Annotated in this window: 18 protein-coding genes and 2 tRNA genes; 15 read left to right on the plus strand and 5 right to left on the minus strand. The window is 64.4% G+C overall.

The features are described 5' to 3' along the window. Positions 1-50 precede the first annotated feature (50 nt). The 3 genes from tatB (at position 51) to AC0Z35_RS21095 (ending at position 1958) form a co-directional block, all read left to right on the plus strand. Entirely contained in the window at positions 51-629 is a 579-nt protein-coding gene (gene tatB / locus AC0Z35_RS21085) for a Sec-independent protein translocase protein TatB (RefSeq protein WP_219991532.1), read from the plus strand. Further along, positions 626-1417, plus strand: a complete 792-nt coding sequence (gene tatC, locus AC0Z35_RS21090) for a twin-arginine translocase subunit TatC (protein WP_046803901.1) — start codon at positions 626-628, stop codon at positions 1415-1417. Before tatB ends, tatC begins: the two co-directional genes overlap by 4 nt. Before the next feature lie 136 nt (positions 1418-1553). After that, positions 1554-1958, plus strand: coding sequence for a helix-turn-helix domain-containing protein (locus tag AC0Z35_RS21095; RefSeq protein ID WP_485132644.1), 405 nt, complete (start codon positions 1554-1556; stop codon positions 1956-1958). Positions 1959-2039: 81 nt separating this feature from the next. Here AC0Z35_RS21095 and AC0Z35_RS21100 read toward each other — a convergent pair whose 3' ends face one another. Next, a complete protein-coding gene (locus AC0Z35_RS21100; protein ID WP_485132645.1) occupies positions 2040-3200 on the minus strand; it encodes a trypsin-like peptidase domain-containing protein in 1161 nt (386 codons plus the stop codon). A gap of 19 nt (positions 3201-3219) precedes the next feature. Between AC0Z35_RS21100 and AC0Z35_RS21105 the strand changes: the two genes are divergently transcribed. Next, entirely contained in the window at positions 3220-3996 is a 777-nt protein-coding gene (locus AC0Z35_RS21105) for a Nif3-like dinuclear metal center hexameric protein (RefSeq protein WP_104144694.1), read from the plus strand. A 105-nt stretch (positions 3997-4101) separates the two neighbouring features. Here the strand turns inward: AC0Z35_RS21105 and mscL are convergent, their stop codons facing one another. Continuing rightward, the gene (gene mscL / locus AC0Z35_RS21110; protein WP_046803905.1) at positions 4102-4548 is read right to left on the minus strand and encodes a large conductance mechanosensitive channel protein MscL; all 447 of its coding nucleotides are present in this window, start codon (positions 4546-4548) and stop codon (positions 4102-4104) included. Positions 4549-4688: 140 nt separating this feature from the next. Between mscL and petA the strand changes: the two genes are divergently transcribed. The 6 genes from petA (at position 4689) to AC0Z35_RS21140 (ending at position 9151) form a co-directional block, all read left to right on the plus strand. Beyond that, positions 4689-5330, plus strand: coding sequence for a ubiquinol-cytochrome c reductase iron-sulfur subunit (petA, locus tag AC0Z35_RS21115; RefSeq protein WP_039882595.1), 642 nt, complete (start codon positions 4689-4691; stop codon positions 5328-5330). Positions 5331-5403: 73 nt separating this feature from the next. Further along, on the plus strand, positions 5404-6792 hold the full coding sequence (locus AC0Z35_RS21120) for a cytochrome b (protein WP_046803907.1): 1389 nt from the start codon (positions 5404-5406) through the stop codon (positions 6790-6792). A 23-nt stretch (positions 6793-6815) separates the two neighbouring features. Then, entirely contained in the window at positions 6816-7676 is an 861-nt protein-coding gene (locus AC0Z35_RS21125) for a cytochrome c1 (protein ID WP_332609081.1), read from the plus strand. A 154-nt stretch (positions 7677-7830) separates the two neighbouring features. Next, entirely contained in the window at positions 7831-8442 is a 612-nt protein-coding gene (locus tag AC0Z35_RS21130) for a glutathione S-transferase N-terminal domain-containing protein (protein ID WP_006216817.1), read from the plus strand. Between the two features lie 13 nt (positions 8443-8455). Beyond that, entirely contained in the window at positions 8456-8911 is a 456-nt protein-coding gene (locus AC0Z35_RS21135) for a ClpXP protease specificity-enhancing factor (protein WP_046803909.1), read from the plus strand. Positions 8912-9075: 164 nt separating this feature from the next. Then, positions 9076-9151: transfer RNA gene (locus AC0Z35_RS21140), tRNA-Thr, on the plus strand. A gap of 83 nt (positions 9152-9234) precedes the next feature. Here the strand turns inward: AC0Z35_RS21140 and AC0Z35_RS21145 are convergent. From AC0Z35_RS21145 to AC0Z35_RS21155, 3 genes are all read right to left on the minus strand, one after another. Continuing rightward, positions 9235-10623: a GntP family permease gene (locus tag AC0Z35_RS21145; RefSeq protein WP_046803910.1), complete on the minus strand. Its 1389-nt coding sequence runs from the start codon at positions 10621-10623 to the stop codon at positions 9235-9237. 99 nt (positions 10624-10722) lie between these two features. Further along, on the minus strand, positions 10723-11688 hold the full coding sequence (locus AC0Z35_RS21150; RefSeq protein WP_046803911.1) for a Bug family tripartite tricarboxylate transporter substrate binding protein: 966 nt from the start codon (positions 11686-11688) through the stop codon (positions 10723-10725). A gap of 27 nt (positions 11689-11715) precedes the next feature. Further along, positions 11716-13137 (minus strand): amidase, encoded by a 1422-nt coding sequence (locus AC0Z35_RS21155; protein WP_485132646.1) that lies wholly within the window; start codon positions 13135-13137, stop codon positions 11716-11718. Positions 13138-13355: 218 nt separating this feature from the next. On the opposite strand from AC0Z35_RS21155, the gene AC0Z35_RS21160 reads away from it, so the two are divergent. From AC0Z35_RS21160 to AC0Z35_RS21180, 5 genes are all read left to right on the plus strand, one after another. Continuing rightward, positions 13356-14156, plus strand: a complete 801-nt coding sequence (locus AC0Z35_RS21160; protein ID WP_104144691.1) for an IclR family transcriptional regulator — start codon at positions 13356-13358, stop codon at positions 14154-14156. A gap of 66 nt (positions 14157-14222) precedes the next feature. Next, positions 14223-14298 (plus strand) — tRNA-Asn (locus AC0Z35_RS21165). A 165-nt stretch (positions 14299-14463) separates the two neighbouring features. Then, a complete protein-coding gene (gene gcvA, locus AC0Z35_RS21170; protein WP_485132647.1) occupies positions 14464-15390 on the plus strand; it encodes a transcriptional regulator GcvA in 927 nt (308 codons plus the stop codon). A 153-nt stretch (positions 15391-15543) separates the two neighbouring features. Continuing rightward, positions 15544-16017, plus strand: a complete 474-nt coding sequence (locus AC0Z35_RS21175; RefSeq protein WP_046803914.1) for a RidA family protein — start codon at positions 15544-15546, stop codon at positions 16015-16017. Between the two features lie 88 nt (positions 16018-16105). After that, the gene (locus AC0Z35_RS21180; RefSeq protein ID WP_485132648.1) at positions 16106-17326 is read left to right on the plus strand and encodes an aminotransferase class V-fold PLP-dependent enzyme; all 1221 of its coding nucleotides are present in this window, start codon (positions 16106-16108) and stop codon (positions 17324-17326) included. Positions 17327-17353: the final 27 nt, after the last annotated feature.

Genomic DNA, 17353 nt, shown 5'->3' on the forward strand with positions numbered 1-17353 from the left:
GCCCCGAACGGGGCCGGCCCTTATTGCTTCAATTCCCGAGCGGCCGTCGAATGTTTGATGTCAGCCTCACTGAACTGATGGTGATCGGCGTCGTCGCCTTGATCGTCATTGGCCCCGAACGCCTGCCCAAGGTTGCCCGCACCGTCGGTCACCTGCTGGGGCGCGCGCAGCGTTACGTCAACGACGTGAAGTCCGATATCCAGCGCGAAATCGAAATCGACGAGCTGCGCAAATTTAAAAGCGAAATGGAAGATGCCGCGCAGGGCGTGCAGCAGTCGCTGAACGAAACCCACGCGTCATTGCAAGAACCGGTGCAGCAGTTCCGTGCCGAATTGGACGAAGTGGCCCGCGAGGCCAATGGCAAGGTCGCGCCGGTGATCGTGGGCGATGCGCCCGCCACGGCGGCCCCGCTCGCAGCCCCACTCGCAACCGCCACCGAGCCCGCCCGCACCATCGCGCCGCCCAGCCAGAACCACAGCCTGGACCTGGACCTGCCGCCGGCGTCCAACACCGGCACGGCGCCTGCCGCCCCCGCCCCACAACAACCCGCCCCGGCGCCCCGCGCGCCCACGGCTGACGACGCCGCGCCCGCCGCCAAGCCCGTCCCGCCCTCCGGAACACCGACGTGACCCAGGACGCCTCCCAAGAAGAAGGCCAGCAAGAGACCTTCATCTCTCACCTGGTCGAATTGCGAACCCGCCTGTTGCGCGCCGTGGGCGCCGTCGTGGCCGTGTTCATCGTGCTGTTCATCTACCCCGGCGCATCGGCCATCTATGACGTGCTGGCCGCGCCGATGCTGGCCTCGCTGCCCGAAGGCACGCGCATGATCGCCACGGGCGTCATCACGCCGTTCATGGTGCCCGTCAAGGTCACCATGATGGCCGCCTTCATCGTGGCGCTGCCCGTGGTGCTGTACCAGGCGTGGGCTTTCGTGGCACCCGGTCTGTACCGCCACGAAAAGCGCCTGGCGCTGCCGCTGATCGTCTCCAGCACGTTCCTGTTCATCGCGGGCATGGCGTTCTGCTACTTCGTCGTGTTCCGCACGGTGTTCCATTTCATCGCCACGTTCGCGCCGCAGTCCATTACCCCGGCTCCGGACATCGAGGCCTACCTGAGCTTCGTCATGACGATGTTCATGGCGTTCGGCATCACGTTCGAAGTGCCCGTGGCCGTGGTGTTGCTGGTCAAGATGGGCATCGTTGAACTGTCCAAGCTGCGGTCCGCGCGCGGTTACGTGGTGGTCGGCGCCTTCATCATCGCGGCGGTGGTCACGCCGCCGGACGTGGTCAGCCAGTTCATGCTGGCCGTGCCGCTTTGCCTGCTTTACGAAGTGGGGCTGATCTGCGCCCGCATGGTGCAGCCCAAGCCGGACGCCGCCGACGACGCCGTGTCCGATTCGCTGACCGAACGCCACTGACACGGGCCGGCATGGCATCGTCTGAAAGGGTCGCTTCGGCGGCCCTTTGCATTTTCGCTTCGTATATCGCACAAAGGGTCCGGTATAGGACTGTTTCACCCTTGTGGGCCGCCGCTCGCGACTCTACATTGCAGGCATGTCGCCTGCTCAAAGGCTACGCGCCCTGATGCGGTGGCGTGGCATCCATAGTCAAAACCAGTTGGCGCGCCTTTCCGGCGTGCCGCAGTCCTGTATCCATCGGATCCTTACGCGTGGGGAACACTACTCGCCGTCTCGCACCACGCTGCTGCGTCTGGCCAAAGCGCTGGACACCAGCGTGCCGTGGCTGACCGACGGCGTGTTGGGGCCCACGGAATCGGGCGCCAGCGGCATGCCGCCGGGGTACGGCTCGCAGCCGCCCGTGATGCCGAAGTCGTGCAAGCCCGTGGTCGACGGCTACTGCGCTGAAATCGGCGCCATCCTGCAACACCAGCCCGACACCACAAAGCGGGCCGTGCTGTCGGTGGTTCGACTATTGGCCCAAAAGTCGCGCAGTGACTAGCCCTGCATCTGGCACGGTGGCCGGTGGTTGTGCTGCTGGCGGTAGCTCCCGCGGCCGCAACCGCAGGCCCCTTCGCGATTGCTATCGCGGCTTGCCCGGCCGGGTGCCCACCACCACGGCCACCTCGACGGGCTTGCCCGCGCGCAACACGCCCAGCGTGGCGCGCTGGCCGGGCGGCAGCTGCGCAATCTCCGACAACAACTGCGACGTGTCCGCCATGCGCTTGCCATTGACCGATTGCACGATATCGCCCACGCGCAAGCCACCGCGCGCGGCCGGCCCATCGCGCATCACGCCGGCAATGATGACGCCGCGCGTGTCACCCTTGAGCTCAAACGCGCGCGCCAGCTCCGGCGTCACGTCCTGCGGTTCCACGCCCAGCCAACCTCGCTTGACCGAGCCCGTCTTGACGATGTCGTCCATGACCTTGCGCGCAATCTCCACCGGCGTGGCAAAGCCGATGCCCATCGACCCGCCCGATTCCGAATAGATCGCCGTGTTGATCCCCACCAGATTGCCCTGCGCGTCCACCAGCGCACCGCCCGAATTGCCGGGGTTGATGGCGGCATCGGTCTGGATGAAGTTTTCGTACGTGTTCAGTCCCAGCCCGTTGCGCCCCAACGCCGACACGATGCCTTGCGTGGTGGTCTGGCCCACGCCAAACGGGTTGCCTATCGCCAGCACCACATCGCCCACGCGCAAGCCCCGGTCAGCGGCCAGCGTGGCCACCGGCAAAGTGCGCAACGAACTCAGCTTCAGCACCGCCAGGTCCGTGTCCGGGTCTGCGCCCACCACTTTTGCCGCATCGCGCCGGCCGTCGGCCAGCGCCACCTCGATCGCGTCGGCCGCCTGCACGACGTGGTAATTCGTCAGCACATGGCCGTCCTGGCTGACGATAACGCCCGACCCCAGGCTGGTCGTGGCCTGCCGCCGACTCATGCCGGGCACTTGCCCGAACAGCTGGCGCAGCACGGGATCATCGGGCAGCGGCACCAACGGCACATTGACGTGCTTGGTCGTGTACACGTTCACCACGGACGGTGCCGCGCGCGCCACGCCATCGGCGTACGACACCGGCCCCACGCCCGTGCCGGCCGGCGGCCGGGCGGACGCGGCGGCGGCGGGCGTGGCCGCGCCTGAGCCGGCAAGGCGCAGCAGGTCGGGCCGCAGGGTCGTGACCACGAATAGAATAGCCAGGCAGACCGTGACGGCCTGAGCAAATATCAGCCAATATCGGCGCATGATTCTGATAGGACAAGCAATGAAAAAAGTGGACTCCCACGTGCTGGCCAGCTGGCTGGACGACACCCTGCAAGCCGCGCGCTTCAAGGACTACTGTCCGAACGGTTTGCAGGTGGAGGGCCGATCCGAAGTCGGACACATTATCACCGGTGTCACCGCCAGCGAAGCGTTACTGCGCGCGGCGGTTGAACGGGGCGCTGACGCGGTGCTCGTGCATCACGGCTGGATGTGGCGCAACGAAGACCGGCGCATTATCGGCACGCGCCGCACGCGCATGGCGCTGGCACTGAAGAACGACCTGAACCTGTACGCCTACCATTTGCCGCTGGACGCGCACCCCACGCTGGGCAACAACGCACAGCTGGCCCGCGTGCTGGGCCTGGCGCCCGCGCGCCGCGACGATGGGTCGCCGCGCACCTGCGGGCAAGACAATCTGGTCTGGTTGGGCGAGGCCGCCGGCGTGCAAACGCTGGGGCAGTTGGGCGAACGCGTGGCTGAACGCCTGGGCAGGCAACCGCTGGTCGTGGGCGACCCCGCTCAGCCCTTGTCCACCGTGGCCTGGTGCACGGGCGGCGCGCAAGGCATGCTGGCAGACGCGGTGGATGCCGGCGCCACCGCCTACATTACCGGCGAAGTGTCCGAGTCCACCGTGCACTTGGCGCGCGAGACCGGCGTGGGCTTCATTGCCGCGGGTCACCACGCCACCGAACGATACGGCGCACAGGCGCTGGGTCAGGCAGTGGCCGAGCACTTCGGCATCAAGGTCGAATTCATCGACCTTGATAACCCGGCATAAAGCCAGCCCGGCATAAAGGGGTGACGCCCGCTGCGGATCATTACCCGGCGGGCAGCAAGCCCGTGGCGCATGTGGCGCATCGGCCACACGGCCTGGTGCCGTGTCTTATTTCTTGAGCAGGTCGCGAATTTCGCGAAGCAGCGCCACGTCTTCGGGCGTTGCGGCCGGCGCGGCCGGTGCTTCCTCGGCCTTGGTGCGGGCCTTGTAGATGGCCTTGACCATCCAGAAAATCACAAACGCCAACAACACGAAGTTGATGAGGATCGTCACGAAGTTGCCCCACGCAAACACGGTGGCGCCCGCCTTGGTCAGGTCGGCATACGTCATCGGGCCGTTGTAGCCGGCAGGCATCGACAGCACAAAGAATTTGTTCGAAAAATCGACCGCGCCACCCAGGATGAAATTCACCAAGGGCATGATGATGTCTTTCACCATGGAATCGACGATCCTGCCGAACGCCGCGCCGATGATCACACCAACCGCCAGGTCAACGGCGTTGCCTTTTACAGCGAAATCTCGGAATTCTTTGATGAAACCAGTCTTTTTGCTCATAAAAGCACTCCCTTCGTGATACGCCCTTCAGTGGGCTGGCGCTATAATACGCGGTTGCTATGTTGTTACATATTCCCGCGAACCCGATGCCGCAGAAGTGATGCTACTCGTAGAGCGGGCGCATCAACAAGGATAGGAAGATGAGTCAGGATACGCTGGTACACGATGATGACGGTGCGGTTGATCCCAACCTGCCACCTGATCCTTCGCGACGTTTCTGGGTTACCACCGCCTGTGCTGTGGGTGGCGTAGCAGGTGTCGCAACGGCAGTGCCGCTTGTGAGCACGTTTTCTCCCTCTGAAAAGGCCCGCGCGGCCGGGGCCCCCGTTGAAGTGGATATCGGCGATATACCCGTCGGCACCATGAAAACCGTGGAATGGCGTGGGAAGCCGGTGTGGATCATTCACCGTTCTCCCGAACAGCTCGCCGCCCTCAAGACGCTAGACCCTTTACTGGCCGATCCTGAATCCAAGCGGCCTGGCTTCACTCCCAAATACGCCGAAAACGAGGCTCGCTCGCGCAAGCCCGAGATCTTCGTTTGCGTCGGCATCTGTACCCACTTGGGCTGCTCGCCTACCTCGCACTTTGAAACGGGCGGCGGTGGCGGCATGGGCGCCAACTGGCAAGGCGGATTCCTCTGCCCCTGCCACGGCTCTACGTTCGATCTGGCTGGCCGGGTCTACAAGAACAAGCCTGCTCCCGATAATCTCGAAGTACCGCCCTACCAGTATCTGAGCGACACCCGCATCATTGTGGGCGTCGATGAAGACAACAAGGCCTGACGCTCGCGTCGCGCTTTTTTCCCGATTACGTAAGTAAAACAAATACGCCACGTATTAGAGAAGGAGCCGTTACATGGCTGGCGAGAAAACCGTCGAGACAACAGGCCTGTTGGGGTGGCTGGACCGGCGTTTTCCGGTGACATCCACCTGGAAAGCCCATCTGTCCGAATACTACGCACCAAAGAATTTCAACTTTTGGTATTTCTTTGGCTCTCTGGCCTTATTGGTCCTGGTGCTGCAGATCGTGACCGGCATTTTCCTGGTCATGCATTACAAGCCGGACGCCGAACGCGCGTTCCAATCCGTCGAATACATCATGCGCGAAGTCCCATGGGGCTGGCTCGTGCGCTATATGCATTCGACCGGCGCATCGATGTTCTTCGTTGTCGTCTACCTGCATATGTTGCGCGGGCTGCTTTACGGTTCGTACCGCAAGCCGCGCGAACTCGTGTGGATTTTCGGCGTGGCGATTTTCCTCTGTCTGATGGCGGAAGCCTTCTTCGGTTATTTGCTGCCGTGGGGCCAGATGTCGTACTGGGGTGCTCAGGTGATCGTTAACCTGTTCGCCGCCATTCCGTTCATCGGCCCCGAGCTGTCGATCTGGATTCGCGGCGACTACGTCGTGTCGGACGCCACCTTGAACCGCTTCTTTGCCTTCCACGTCATCGCGATTCCGCTGGTGCTGGTCGGCCTGGTCGCGGCTCACCTGGTTGCGCTGCACGAAGTCGGCTCGAACAACCCGGACGGCATCGAGATCAAGCAGGGCCCGAAAGACAAGTACGGCCGGCCCAAGGATGGCATTCCGTTCCACCCGTTCTATTCGGTGCATGACCTGATGGGCGTGGCGGGCTTCTTGCTCGTGTTTGCGTTCATCGTGTTCTTCGCGCCGGAAATGGGCGGCTACTTCCTCGAGTTCAACAACTTCATTCCTGCTGACTCGCTGAAGACACCTCCGCACATCGCACCGGTCTGGTACTTCACGCCGTTCTACTCGATGCTGCGTGCCACCACCGACGAATTCACGTGGGTGCTGGCAGGTGCATCGGTGCTGGGTGCGCTGGTATTGCTGTTCAAGAGCAATATGCGCGGCATCCTGCGCTTTGTGGTCCCGGGCATCCTGATCGTCGTGGCCGTGCTGCTGCGCGTGATCGATGCCAAGTTCTGGGGCGTGGTCGCCATGGGTGGCACCGTCGTCATCCTGTTCTTCCTGCCCTGGCTGGACCATTCCCCGGTCAAGTCGATCCGCTACCGCCCCACGTGGCACAAGTGGATCTACGGCATCTTCATGGTCAACTTCCTGGTGCTCGGCTACATCGGTACGCAGCCGCCCAGTCCGCCGTTGAACATCACGTCGCAGATCGGCACGCTGCTGTACCTGGCATTTTTCTTCCTGATGCCGGTCTGGAGCCGCCTTGGCACCTTCAAGCAAGTGCCCGAGCGCGTTACGTTCCACGCCCACTGAGCCCACCAGATAACGGATTAACCATGATCAAGAAGCTGATTGGTGCCGTGGCCTTGATGCTCACGTGCACCACCGCATTTGCCGCCGAAGGCGGTTTCCCGCTGGACAAGGCGCCGTACCGCGTCAACGACATGTCGTCGCTGCAAAACGGCGCCAAGTTGTTCGTCAACTACTGCTTGAACTGTCATAGCGCGTCCTCGATGCGCTACAACAAGCTCAAGGACATCGGGCTGACCGACCAGCAAATCAAGGAAAGCCTGCTGTTCACCGGCGAAAAGGTGGGCGACATGATGACGGTTGCCATGTCACCCAAGGACGCCAAGAAGTGGTTTGGCACGACGCCCCCGGACTTGTCCGTGATCGCTCGCGCCAAATCGGTCAACGCCGGCCCGTCCGGCGCCGACTACATCTACACCTACCTGCGCACCTTCTACCGCGACTCGTCGCGCGCGACCGGCTGGAACAACCTGGTTTTCCCGGCTGTGGGCATGCCCCACGCGCTCTGGGAACGCCAGGGTCCGCGCGAGCTGACCACCACGGCCATGCACGAAGTGGAAGTGAAGGATGCCAAGGAAGGCGCACCCAAAACCTGGGAACGCGTCACGACGGTGTACGATGCTCAAGGTTTTTCCACGGTCAAGGCCGAACCGGTAGCTGATTACCGCGGCCATGCCACCTTTGATGCCAAATTTAAGGCCGCCAACCCGGCCCAAGTCGCAACATACGACAACGACGTCGCAGACCTGACCGCGTTCATGTCCTGGATGGCAGAGCCCGTCCAGACTTTCCGCGTCCGTCTCGGCGTTGGCGTCATGTTGTTCCTGCTGTTGTTCTTCCTGGTTACGTGGCGCTTGAACGCCTCGTACTGGAAACACGTGCGCTAACCGCAACGCCCCGCCAGGCATGCAAGCCGCTACCTATTCTTAATAAGGGACGGCAACGGAGGATAGGGCCGTACGCCTATCCCGTCTGGCAATTGGGGCCAGCGCCTGCTAGATTTAGGCGCTGGCCTTTCGTTTTTCATAAAGGACTTTCACCATGATGGTGCTCTATTCCGGAACCACGTGTCCGTTTTCGCAACGCTGCCGCTTCGTGTTGTTCGAAAAAGGTATGGACTTCGAGATCCGTGACATCGACCTGTACAACAAGCCCGAAGACATCGCGGTGATGAACCCGTACGGTCAAGTGCCCATCCTGGTCGAGCGCGACCTGGTTCTGTACGAGTCCAACATCATCAACGAGTACATCGACGAGCGCTTCCCGCATCCGCAGCTGATGCCGGCCGACCCCGTCATGCGCGCCCGCACCCGCCTGTTCCTGTACAACTTCGAGAAAGAACTGTTCGTTCACGTCTCGACGCTGGAAGACCGCAGCGCCAAGCCCGACGAGAAGAAGCTGGCCAACGCGCGCCAGAACATTCGCGACCGTCTGGCCCAACTGGCCCCGATGCTGCTGAAGAACAAGTACATGCTGGGCGAGGAATTCTCGATGCTGGACGTGGCCGTGGCGCCGCTGCTGTGGCGCCTGGACCATTACGGCATTGAACTGCCCAAGAACGCTGCTCCGCTGCAAAAGTACGCCGAACGCATCTTCTCGCGCCCGGCCTACATCGAAGCGCTGACGCCTTCGGAAAAAGTGATGCGTCGTTAAGGCTGGTTGTGTGATGGGTGAAACTTCGACCAAACCGTATCTGATCCGCGCACTGCACGAATGGTGCACCGACAACGGCTACACGCCGTACATCACCGTACAGGTCGATGAGCACACCATGGTGCCCGTCGCGCATGTGCGTGACGGTCAGATCACACTGAATGTCGGCACACTGGCCACCAACCGCTTGGTGCTGGGCAACGAATTCATCGAATTCCAAGCCCGCTTCAGCGGCGTGACCGAGAACGTCTACGTTCCCGTTGGCGCCGTCAGCGCCATCTACGCGCGCGAAACCGGCGCGGGCATGGGCTTTGAAGTGCAGCCCTATGAACCGCCGGAAGCCGGCGCCCAGGGCGCGGTGGAACCCGCCGCCCCCGAAGGCTCCGATGCCCAATCCGACGCCCCGACCGGCGACGACGGCGGCAACGACGACGAACCCAAGCGTCCGCGCCTGACCATCGTCAAATAGCATCTGCTACACAAAGACGGCGTGCCTGGCACGCCGTCTTTGCAACCGCCGCTGCGACATAATCCGCCGTAAATTGAATGTCGTCGGCGCCCCGTGCCCCCTTGCACGCGGCCCCGTCGATTTTTCATTACAATGCAGTCCCTGCGCGTGCCCCGGCACGCCGTGCCGGTGTAGCTCAGTTGGTAGAGCAGCTCACTTGTAATGAGAAGGTCGAGGGTTCGATTCCTTTCACCGGCACCATGAACACCCTGTAGTTTCCAAGAAAAAACCCGACGATTTCTCGTTGGGTTTTTTTATTCCGGGCGCCAGGAAACGCCGCCCCCTTATCCCAACGGCGGCAGCATGTTGAACAGCAGCACCATCAGCAAGCCCACCACCGCCACGATCGACTGCACGACCGAAATCGTTTTTGTCGCTTCGCCCATCGTCATGCCGAACGATTCCTTCACCATCCAGAAGCCGGCGTGGTTGGCGTAGTTGAAAAACAGCGAGCCGCAGCCGATCGATAGCGCCAGCAGGGGCAGGTTCAGCGTGGGGTCGGCGCCGGCCAAGGGGGCCAGCAGGCCGGCGGCGCCCACGATGCCGACGGTTGCCGAGCCGGTGGATACCGATAGCAGCATGGCGATCAGCCAGCCCAGGATCAGCGGCGGGAAGGCGAACTGGTGCGTCAGGTGCACGATGGCATCGCCCACCTTGGCGCTGGTCAGCACCTGCTGAAAGGCGCCGCCGCCCGCGATGATCAGCATGATGCCGGCGATGGGCTTCAGGCTTTTGCCCAGGCCGTCGCGCAATTTTTCGGCGTCGCCGCCGCGCATGAAGACCAGCGTGACCGCGGCGAACAGCACGCCCAACAGCATGGCCACCAGCGGGTTGCCCAGGAAGGCGGCCACGTGCATCAGGCTGGAATCCTTGGGCAACAGCATTTCAGCCAGGGCATGCACCAGCATCAACAGCGCGGGCAGCAGCGCCGCCAGCACGCCCAGGCCCACGCTGGGCGCAGCGATAGCCGAGCCATTTTCCGGCGTGACGGTGAATTGCTCCAACAGGGCTTCGTCCGGGCGCGTTGTCATGCGGGGCGTGATGAAAGCCCCGTATAGCGGGCCGCCCAGCACCATCGCGGGCAGCGCGGCCAGAAAGCCGTAGATCATCGTGGGGCCCACGGTGGTCTTCAGGGTAGCGATGGCCGTCAGCGGGCCGGGATGCGGCGGCACCATGCCGTGCATGGCGGCCAGCGCGGCAATGACGGGCACGCCCACATAGACGTAAGCCGACCCCTTGAAGCGTTCCTGGCTTTCCAGCTTGCGCGCCACGCTGAAGATCAGCGGCAGCATGACGACCAGGCCCACTTCGAAGAACATGGGAATGCCGATGACGAAAGCCACCAGCGTCATCGCCCAGGGAATCAAGCGCACCGAGGTGCGCCGCAGGATGGCATTGGCCAGGCGTTCCGTCGTGCCGGAATCCGCCAGGATCTTGCCCAGCATCGCACCCAGCGCGATCACCACGCCCACCGCGCCCAGCGTTTTGCCGGCGCCGTCGGTCAGGTTTTTAACGATGGCAACCGGCGACATGCCGGTTGCGAAACCCACCCCGATCGAAACGATCAATAGCGCCAGCAGCGGATGCATGCGAATGCGCGAGACGATGAGGGCGACCAGCACCAAGACGCTCACCAGGGCGGTGAGCAGCAATTGAATGTCAAACGAAGACATGGATTAACCCAGTAAAGACGAGAGAGGTCGCGAACCTTCTGGGTGCCATGATAAGGGATCGGCAAGCCGCGCGCCCCGCGCCTTGCCTCCCCCTCGCGCTCAGTCCGGCTTGATTCCCGCCGCCTTGATGACCGCCACATTGCGCGCCAGTTCGCTGTCGACCTTGGCGCGGAAGGCCGCCGGGTCCTGGTAGGTGGCGTCGAAACCCAGCTCTTGCAGCTTGGCCCGGGTATCGGGTTCGGCCATCACCGCCTGAATCTCCTTGGACATCCGATTGACGATGGGCGCGGGCGTGCCCTTGGGCATGACGACGCCAAACCAGGTTTCGAAGTCATAGCCCGACACGCCGCTTTCCGCGACGGTGGGCACCTCGGGCACCAGCGTTGACCGCGCGCTGCCCGTCAAGGCCACCGCTCGCGCCTTGCCGGCCTTGATCTGCGGCAGGCTGGCCACCAGCGTGTCGATCGACAGCGGGATCTGGTTGCCGATCAGATCCGTCATGGCCGGCGCACTGCCGCGATAGGGCACGTGCAGCAGCTTGGCGCCGGTGCGTTGGGCCAGGGATTCCCCGGCGATATGCGGCGTGGAGCCATTGCCAAACGATCCAAAACTAAGTGCCTGCGCGGCCGACTTGCTGGTGATGTCCGCCACCGTGCCGATCCCGGTTTGCGGATTGGTCAGGATGACAAACGGCGTGCTGCCCGCGACGGCCACGTATTCGTAGCTTTTGACCGGGTCGTAGTTCAGGTTCGAATACAGCAGCGAATTCAGCGTGAAGGTAGGCGCGCCGGTAATCATCAGCGTATAGCCGTCGGGCGCCGCGCGCGCCACGGCCACCGCGCCGATGCTGGTGTTGGCGCCCGGCTTGTTCTCGATCACCACCGTCTGGCCCAGGCGCGCACCGAGTTTGGCCGCGAACAGGCGCCCGATCACATCGGTGGACCCGCCGGGCGGAAACGGCACCACCAGGGTGATGGGCTTGGACGGATACGTGTCGGCCGTGGCCAACAGCGGCGTGGCGGCCAGGACGCACAGGGCCAGCGCGCGCGATATCGTTTTGTTCATGGATTTCCCCTTGTGTTGTTGGATGGTTCAGTTAGGCAGCGCCGGCGCGCGGCGCCAATGCTGTGTGGCGGATTCGAACGCGTGCGCCAGTTGCAGCAGTGCGTGTTCCTGGCGATAGCGTCCGACGATCTGGATGCCTACCGGCAAGCCGTCTTCAGTAAATCCGCAAGGCACCGAAATGGCTGGGTGGCCGGTCAGCGACAGGTAGTAGCCGGACCGCATCCAGTCGATGTAGTTGTGCATCGGCGTGTCGTCGATATGGCTCACCGTTTCTTCTTGCACCGGAAAGGGCACCACCTGGCTGACCGGGCCGATCAGAAATTCATGCGTCTGCATGAAGGCGTGCATGCGCGCGAACAGTGCCGCGCGGTCGCGTTCGGCCTGCACGACGGTGGCGGGCGCTTGGGTCAGCCCCAGTTCGATGTTCCAGATCACCGTGTCCTTGAGCAGATGCCGATGCTGGCGCAACGCGGCCTCGTAGCCGACGGCGAACACCTGGGCGCGCAGCGCCTGGAAGGCATCGTTGGCGCCGGTGAAGTCCGGGCAGGCCTGCTCGACCTTGGCACCCAGATCCGCGAAGATCGGCAACTGGCTTTCCAGTACTTGCAACACGTCGCGCTGAACGGGCAGATCACCCCACGTGGGCGCGTACGCGATGCGCACGTCCTTGAAATCGCGCTCCAGGCTGGCCAGGAAGCGCGCGGGGTCCTGATCGACGGTCAAGGGGTCGCGCGCATCCGGACCGGCCGTGGCAGCCAGGAGCAGGGCCACATCGGCCACCGTGCGCGCCATGGGGCCCGCGACCGTCAACGCGTTGTAAGGGCAGGCCGTGGGCCACTGGGGCACGCGGCCGGGCGACGGGCGCAGGCCGACCACGTTGCAGAACGACGCGGGGTTGCGCAGCGAACCCCCCATGTCAGTGCCATCGGCCAACGGCGTCATACGCGCGGCCAGGGCCGCCGCCGCGCCGCCACTGCTGCCGCCCGCCGTCATGCGCAAGTCGTAAGGGTTGCGGGTGGCGCCGAACACCGCGTTGAAGGTCTGCGAGCCCGCGCCAAACTCCGGCAGATTGCTCTTGCCCAGCGTGATGGCCCCAGCGGCGCGTTCCCGCGTGACGATCAGGCTATCGCGCTCGGGTACGAAATCGCGATACAGCGGCGAGCCGTAGGTGGTGCGCATGCCGGCCGTCAGAAACGAATCCTTGTGCACGATCGGCAAGCCGTGCAGCAAACCCAGCGCGCCTCCATGGGCCTGGTGTTCGTCGGCCAGCGCGGCACGCGCCATGGCTCCTTCAGCGTCCAGGGTCACGATGGCGTTGACCTGCGGGTTGCACGCATCGATACGCGCCAGGTGGGCCGCCATGACGTCACGCGCGCTGGCCTTGCCGGCGACGATCTCGGCACGCAGCGCGACGGCGCTCAGGTCACAGAGCGATGAAGAATGCGTCATGGGGAGGGAAAACCGCGAAAATGGTGGGACGTCATGTGTATTGCTATGCGATACAAAGTATTGAATAATCAACTTTATAGTGGCTATTGGGCCCCCGGACAATTCGGGGAAACTAGCGTCGGACCCGTCTTTGGTCCTCGCCAGGCCCGTGCGCCATCACCGGTTCTCGCCCGCGTCCATCCTCGCGTTCTTCCCGCGTACTCCCTCCGCTTTCAGCCATGACGACACGCACCGCTTCCCCGACCGACACCGCCACGCCCGACGCGGACGACCCGCTGTTTGTCGCGTCGTTGGAAAAAGGAATGCGCGTGCTGGACGCCTTTCGCGACGCCACGGATTCCCTCGGGTTGACCGATATCGCCACGTTGACCGGCTTGGGAAAAAGCGCCGCTCAGCGCTTCGTGCACACTTGGGAGCGCCTGGGCTATCTGGCCAAGGACCCGGTATCGCGGCGCTATCGCCTGGGTCCGCGCGTGGTGGAGCTGGGCTACTTCTTCCTGCGCAACGACCGGCTGGTATCGATGGCGGCGCCGCATCTGGTCGCGCTGCGCGACCGCTGTGGGCTGGCCGTGCACATGAGCGTGCTGGTCGCCACCGACATGATTTATCTGCTGCGCCTGCCCAGTCGGCAACTGACACTGGCCGAGATGCTGCCGGGGCGCCGCATGCCCGCCTGGTGCAACAGCGGCGGGCGCATGCTGCTGACCCAGCAGGACGACGACGCCATCTTGCAGGCATTGCACCAGGCGCCGCCGCGCGCGTTCACGCCGCGCACGGTGACAGACCCGGCCGCCTTGCTGGGTTTGATCCGCCAGGCGCGCGACGACGGCTATGCGCTGACCGAAGACCAGGTACTGCAAAACCAGGTTGGGGCGGCCGTGCTGTTACGCGATGCGCGTGACGTGCCGCTGGCCGCGATCAGCGTCAGCGCGCCGCGCCACGACTACCCCGGCGATCGCTTGCTGCGCGATATCGTGCCGCAACTGTTCCGCACCGCCCACGCGATCCAGCACGCGTGAACAGAATTTCCGCGGCCGCTTTGCATTCTTTCAATTTTTTGTGCATAATTCGGCCCCTCTACCTGTTCCCCGATAGCTCAGTCGGTAGAGCGACGGACTGTTAATCCGCAGGTCGCTGGTTCGAGCCCAGCTCGGGGAGCCAAAATTTCAGCAGTGCATGCCGTATCCGCACCGCTTGCAGTACCCCTAAAAAAGCCCGCAACTTGTTTGCGGGCTTTTTTGCATTGGGGCGCGCCGTCTGCGTGCCTGCGCCAAGAGCGCGTAGGATAATCGCGCATCCCTGTCGACGGCCTCGTCTTGCCCCTCCATGCGATCCACGCGATCCCTGCCTGCCCTGGTTTCCCTGCGCGCTTTTGAAGCGGCCGCGCGCCGCTTGAGCTTTTCGCTGGCCGCGCAGGAACTGTTCGTCACGCAAAGCGCGGTCAGCCATCACATCCAGCGGCTGGAAAGCGAGTTAGGCGTGGCGCTGTTTGAGCGGCGCACGCGGGCCGTCGCATTGACGCCCGCTGGCCAGGCCTATTTTGAACACGTGCACGCGGCCTTCGAGCTCTTGCGGCAGGGCACGGACAAGCTGCGCGCACCCGCCGCCGCGCGCGTAACGCTGAAGGTGGGTTTGCTGGCCTCGTTCGCCACGCGTTGGCTGGCGCCGCGCCTGCCGGCCTTTGCCGCCGCGCATCCCGAGATTGAATTGCAGCTGCTGCCCGACATCGGCCTGGCCGACGTGGCGGGCGGCGACGTGGACGTGGCCATCCGCTATGGCCGTGGCTCCTGGCCCGGCGTGGCCTCGCGCCTGCTCATGACCGAGCAACTGTCGGTAGTTGGCGCGCCCGAGCGCATCGCCGGACGCAAGCGGCCGCGCACGCCTGAAGACCTGTTGCGCCATCCGCTGCTGACCTCGCACGCCAAACAGCCCTTTGAATGGGATGCCTGGGCGCGCCGCTTTGGCATGGACCTGGGCCGCGCCCAGACGGTGCGTCTGCACGACTACAACATCGTGGTGGAAGCCGCGTTGGCCGGGCAGGGGCTGGCCATGGGTCGGCACCGGCTGATCGCGCCGCACCTGGCCAGCGGCGCGCTGGTGCAAGCGCTGCCCGGCGCGATGTTGGAAGATCCGCGCATCGGCTGGTGGTTTGTCGCGCCACGTGGCGCGTTGCAGCCTGCTGCTGCCGCGTTGCGCGATTGGCTGGCGGACGCGGCGCAAACGGACGAGCCGACTTCCCACGCGACACATTAGTTTTACTCATGTGTCGTCGACAAGAATTGATTGGTCAGGCGGCGGCGCGGCCGATAGCATCAAGCCCTGCGTTACGCTTTTAAAGCGGCCTGGGCGTCCATCGGTTTTGGGCTCCCCGCTTTTGACACTCTGACATTTCACAGGACATCCGCTATGACCCGTACGATCTCCGGCCGTGTGGCCGAACTGGGCTACACCCTGGAAGCCGCCGCCGCGCCCGCCGCCAACTATGTGCCTTTCGTCCTTGAGGGCAATCTGCTGACCATCTCGGGCCAAATTTCACGCAAGGGTGGCAAGCCGCAATACCTGGGCCAGCTGGGCAACCAGGTGTCGGATGCCGACGGTGTCGAAGCGGCCCGTTTGTCCGCCCTGGGGCTGCTGGCGCAGATCGCCGCCGCCACCGGCGACCGCCTGGACCGCGTGGCTCGCGTCGTGCGTCTGGGTGTGTTCGTGGCCAGCACGCCGGATTTCAACCGCCAAAGCGCCATCGCCAACGGCGCCTCCGACCTGATGGTGGAGGTGTTCGGTGATGCCGGCCGCCATGCGCGCAGCGCGGTAGGCGTGGCATCCCTGCCGCAGGGCGTGTCGGTGGAAATCGAAGCCGTCGTCGCACTGACCCCCGCCTGAGTCCACGCCGGGTCTTGGCCCTTTTGCCAGCGCCTTGCCGCGCGACACGCCCTGGCTGCGTGCCGCGCGCACCCCAACGGAATCGATCATGTCTGCCCCCCTGACCGCCGCCCCTCTGACCGCCGCCACCATCCAGGCCCTGCGCGCGCAGACGCCCGGCGCCCAAACCAGCGTCCATTTCAATCACGCCGGTTCGTCGCTGCCGTCCTCTGGCACGCTAGAGGCGATCCACGCGCATCTGCAACGCGAGGCCATGCTTGGCCCCATGGAAGCCGGCGTGGCGTCCCGCGCGTTGACCGAAAACGCGCGCACGCTTGCCGCCCAGCTGCTGAACGCGCAGCCTGATGAAATTGCATTGACCACCGGCAATTCCGCCGGTTGGGGCGCGGCCTTCGCGGCGCTTGCCCCCTGGCGGCCCGGCGACCGCATCCTGGTTGGCCGCCACGAATGGGGGGGCAACCTGGCCGCCATGCGCCTGCACGCCGAACGCGCGGGCGCCGTGTTGGAAACCATCGCGTCGGATGACAGCGGTTGCGTGGACCCCGACGCGCTGGCCGACATGGTGGACGACCGGGTGCGCCTGATCGCGCTGACCTGGATGCCCGCCAATGGCGGCCTCATCAACCCGGCCGCCGCCATCGGCCGCGTGGCACGCCGGCATGGCATTCCTTACTTCGTGGACGCCGCGCAGGCCGTCGGGCAATTGCCCATCGATGTCGCCGAGGTGGGTTGTGACGTCTTGAGCGGCGTGGGACGCAAGGCGTTGCGCGGCCCGCGCGGCACGGGCCTGCTGTATGTGCGGCGCAGCTTCCTGGACCAGTTGACGCCCGCCTTCGTCGACACCTATTCCGCGCCGCTGGACGCCGACGGCCGCCCCGTGCTGCGCGCCGACGCCGGCCGCCTGGAATCGGCCGAAAACTCATTGGCGCTGCGTTGCGGCCTGGCCAATGCGCTGCAAGAGGCACTGGCACTGGGCTTGGGCTCGATCCGCGCCACGCTGGATGCCACCGCCCAGCGCGTGCGCACCGAACTAGCCGCCATCCCGGGGCTGACGGTGCTGGACCAGGGGCGCGAAAAATCAAGCCTGATCTCGTTCAACCTGCAAGGGCGAAACGCCGCCGACGTTCAGCGCGCGCTGGCGGCCGTGGGGGTAACGATCGGCAGCAATGGCGTACCGTACACGCCGCTGGATATGCAGGCGCGCGGCCTGACCCACATTGCCCGGGTATCGGTCAGCCCGTTGACCAGCGACAACGAGATTGATCGCTTGCTGGACGCCCTGCGCGACGTGGCGCGCGCGGCGCCGTAGCGCCTGGGGCTGGGCCAGGACCTGGAC

Source organism: Achromobacter sp. 1L-A-4-B-C2 (assembly GCF_057291955.1).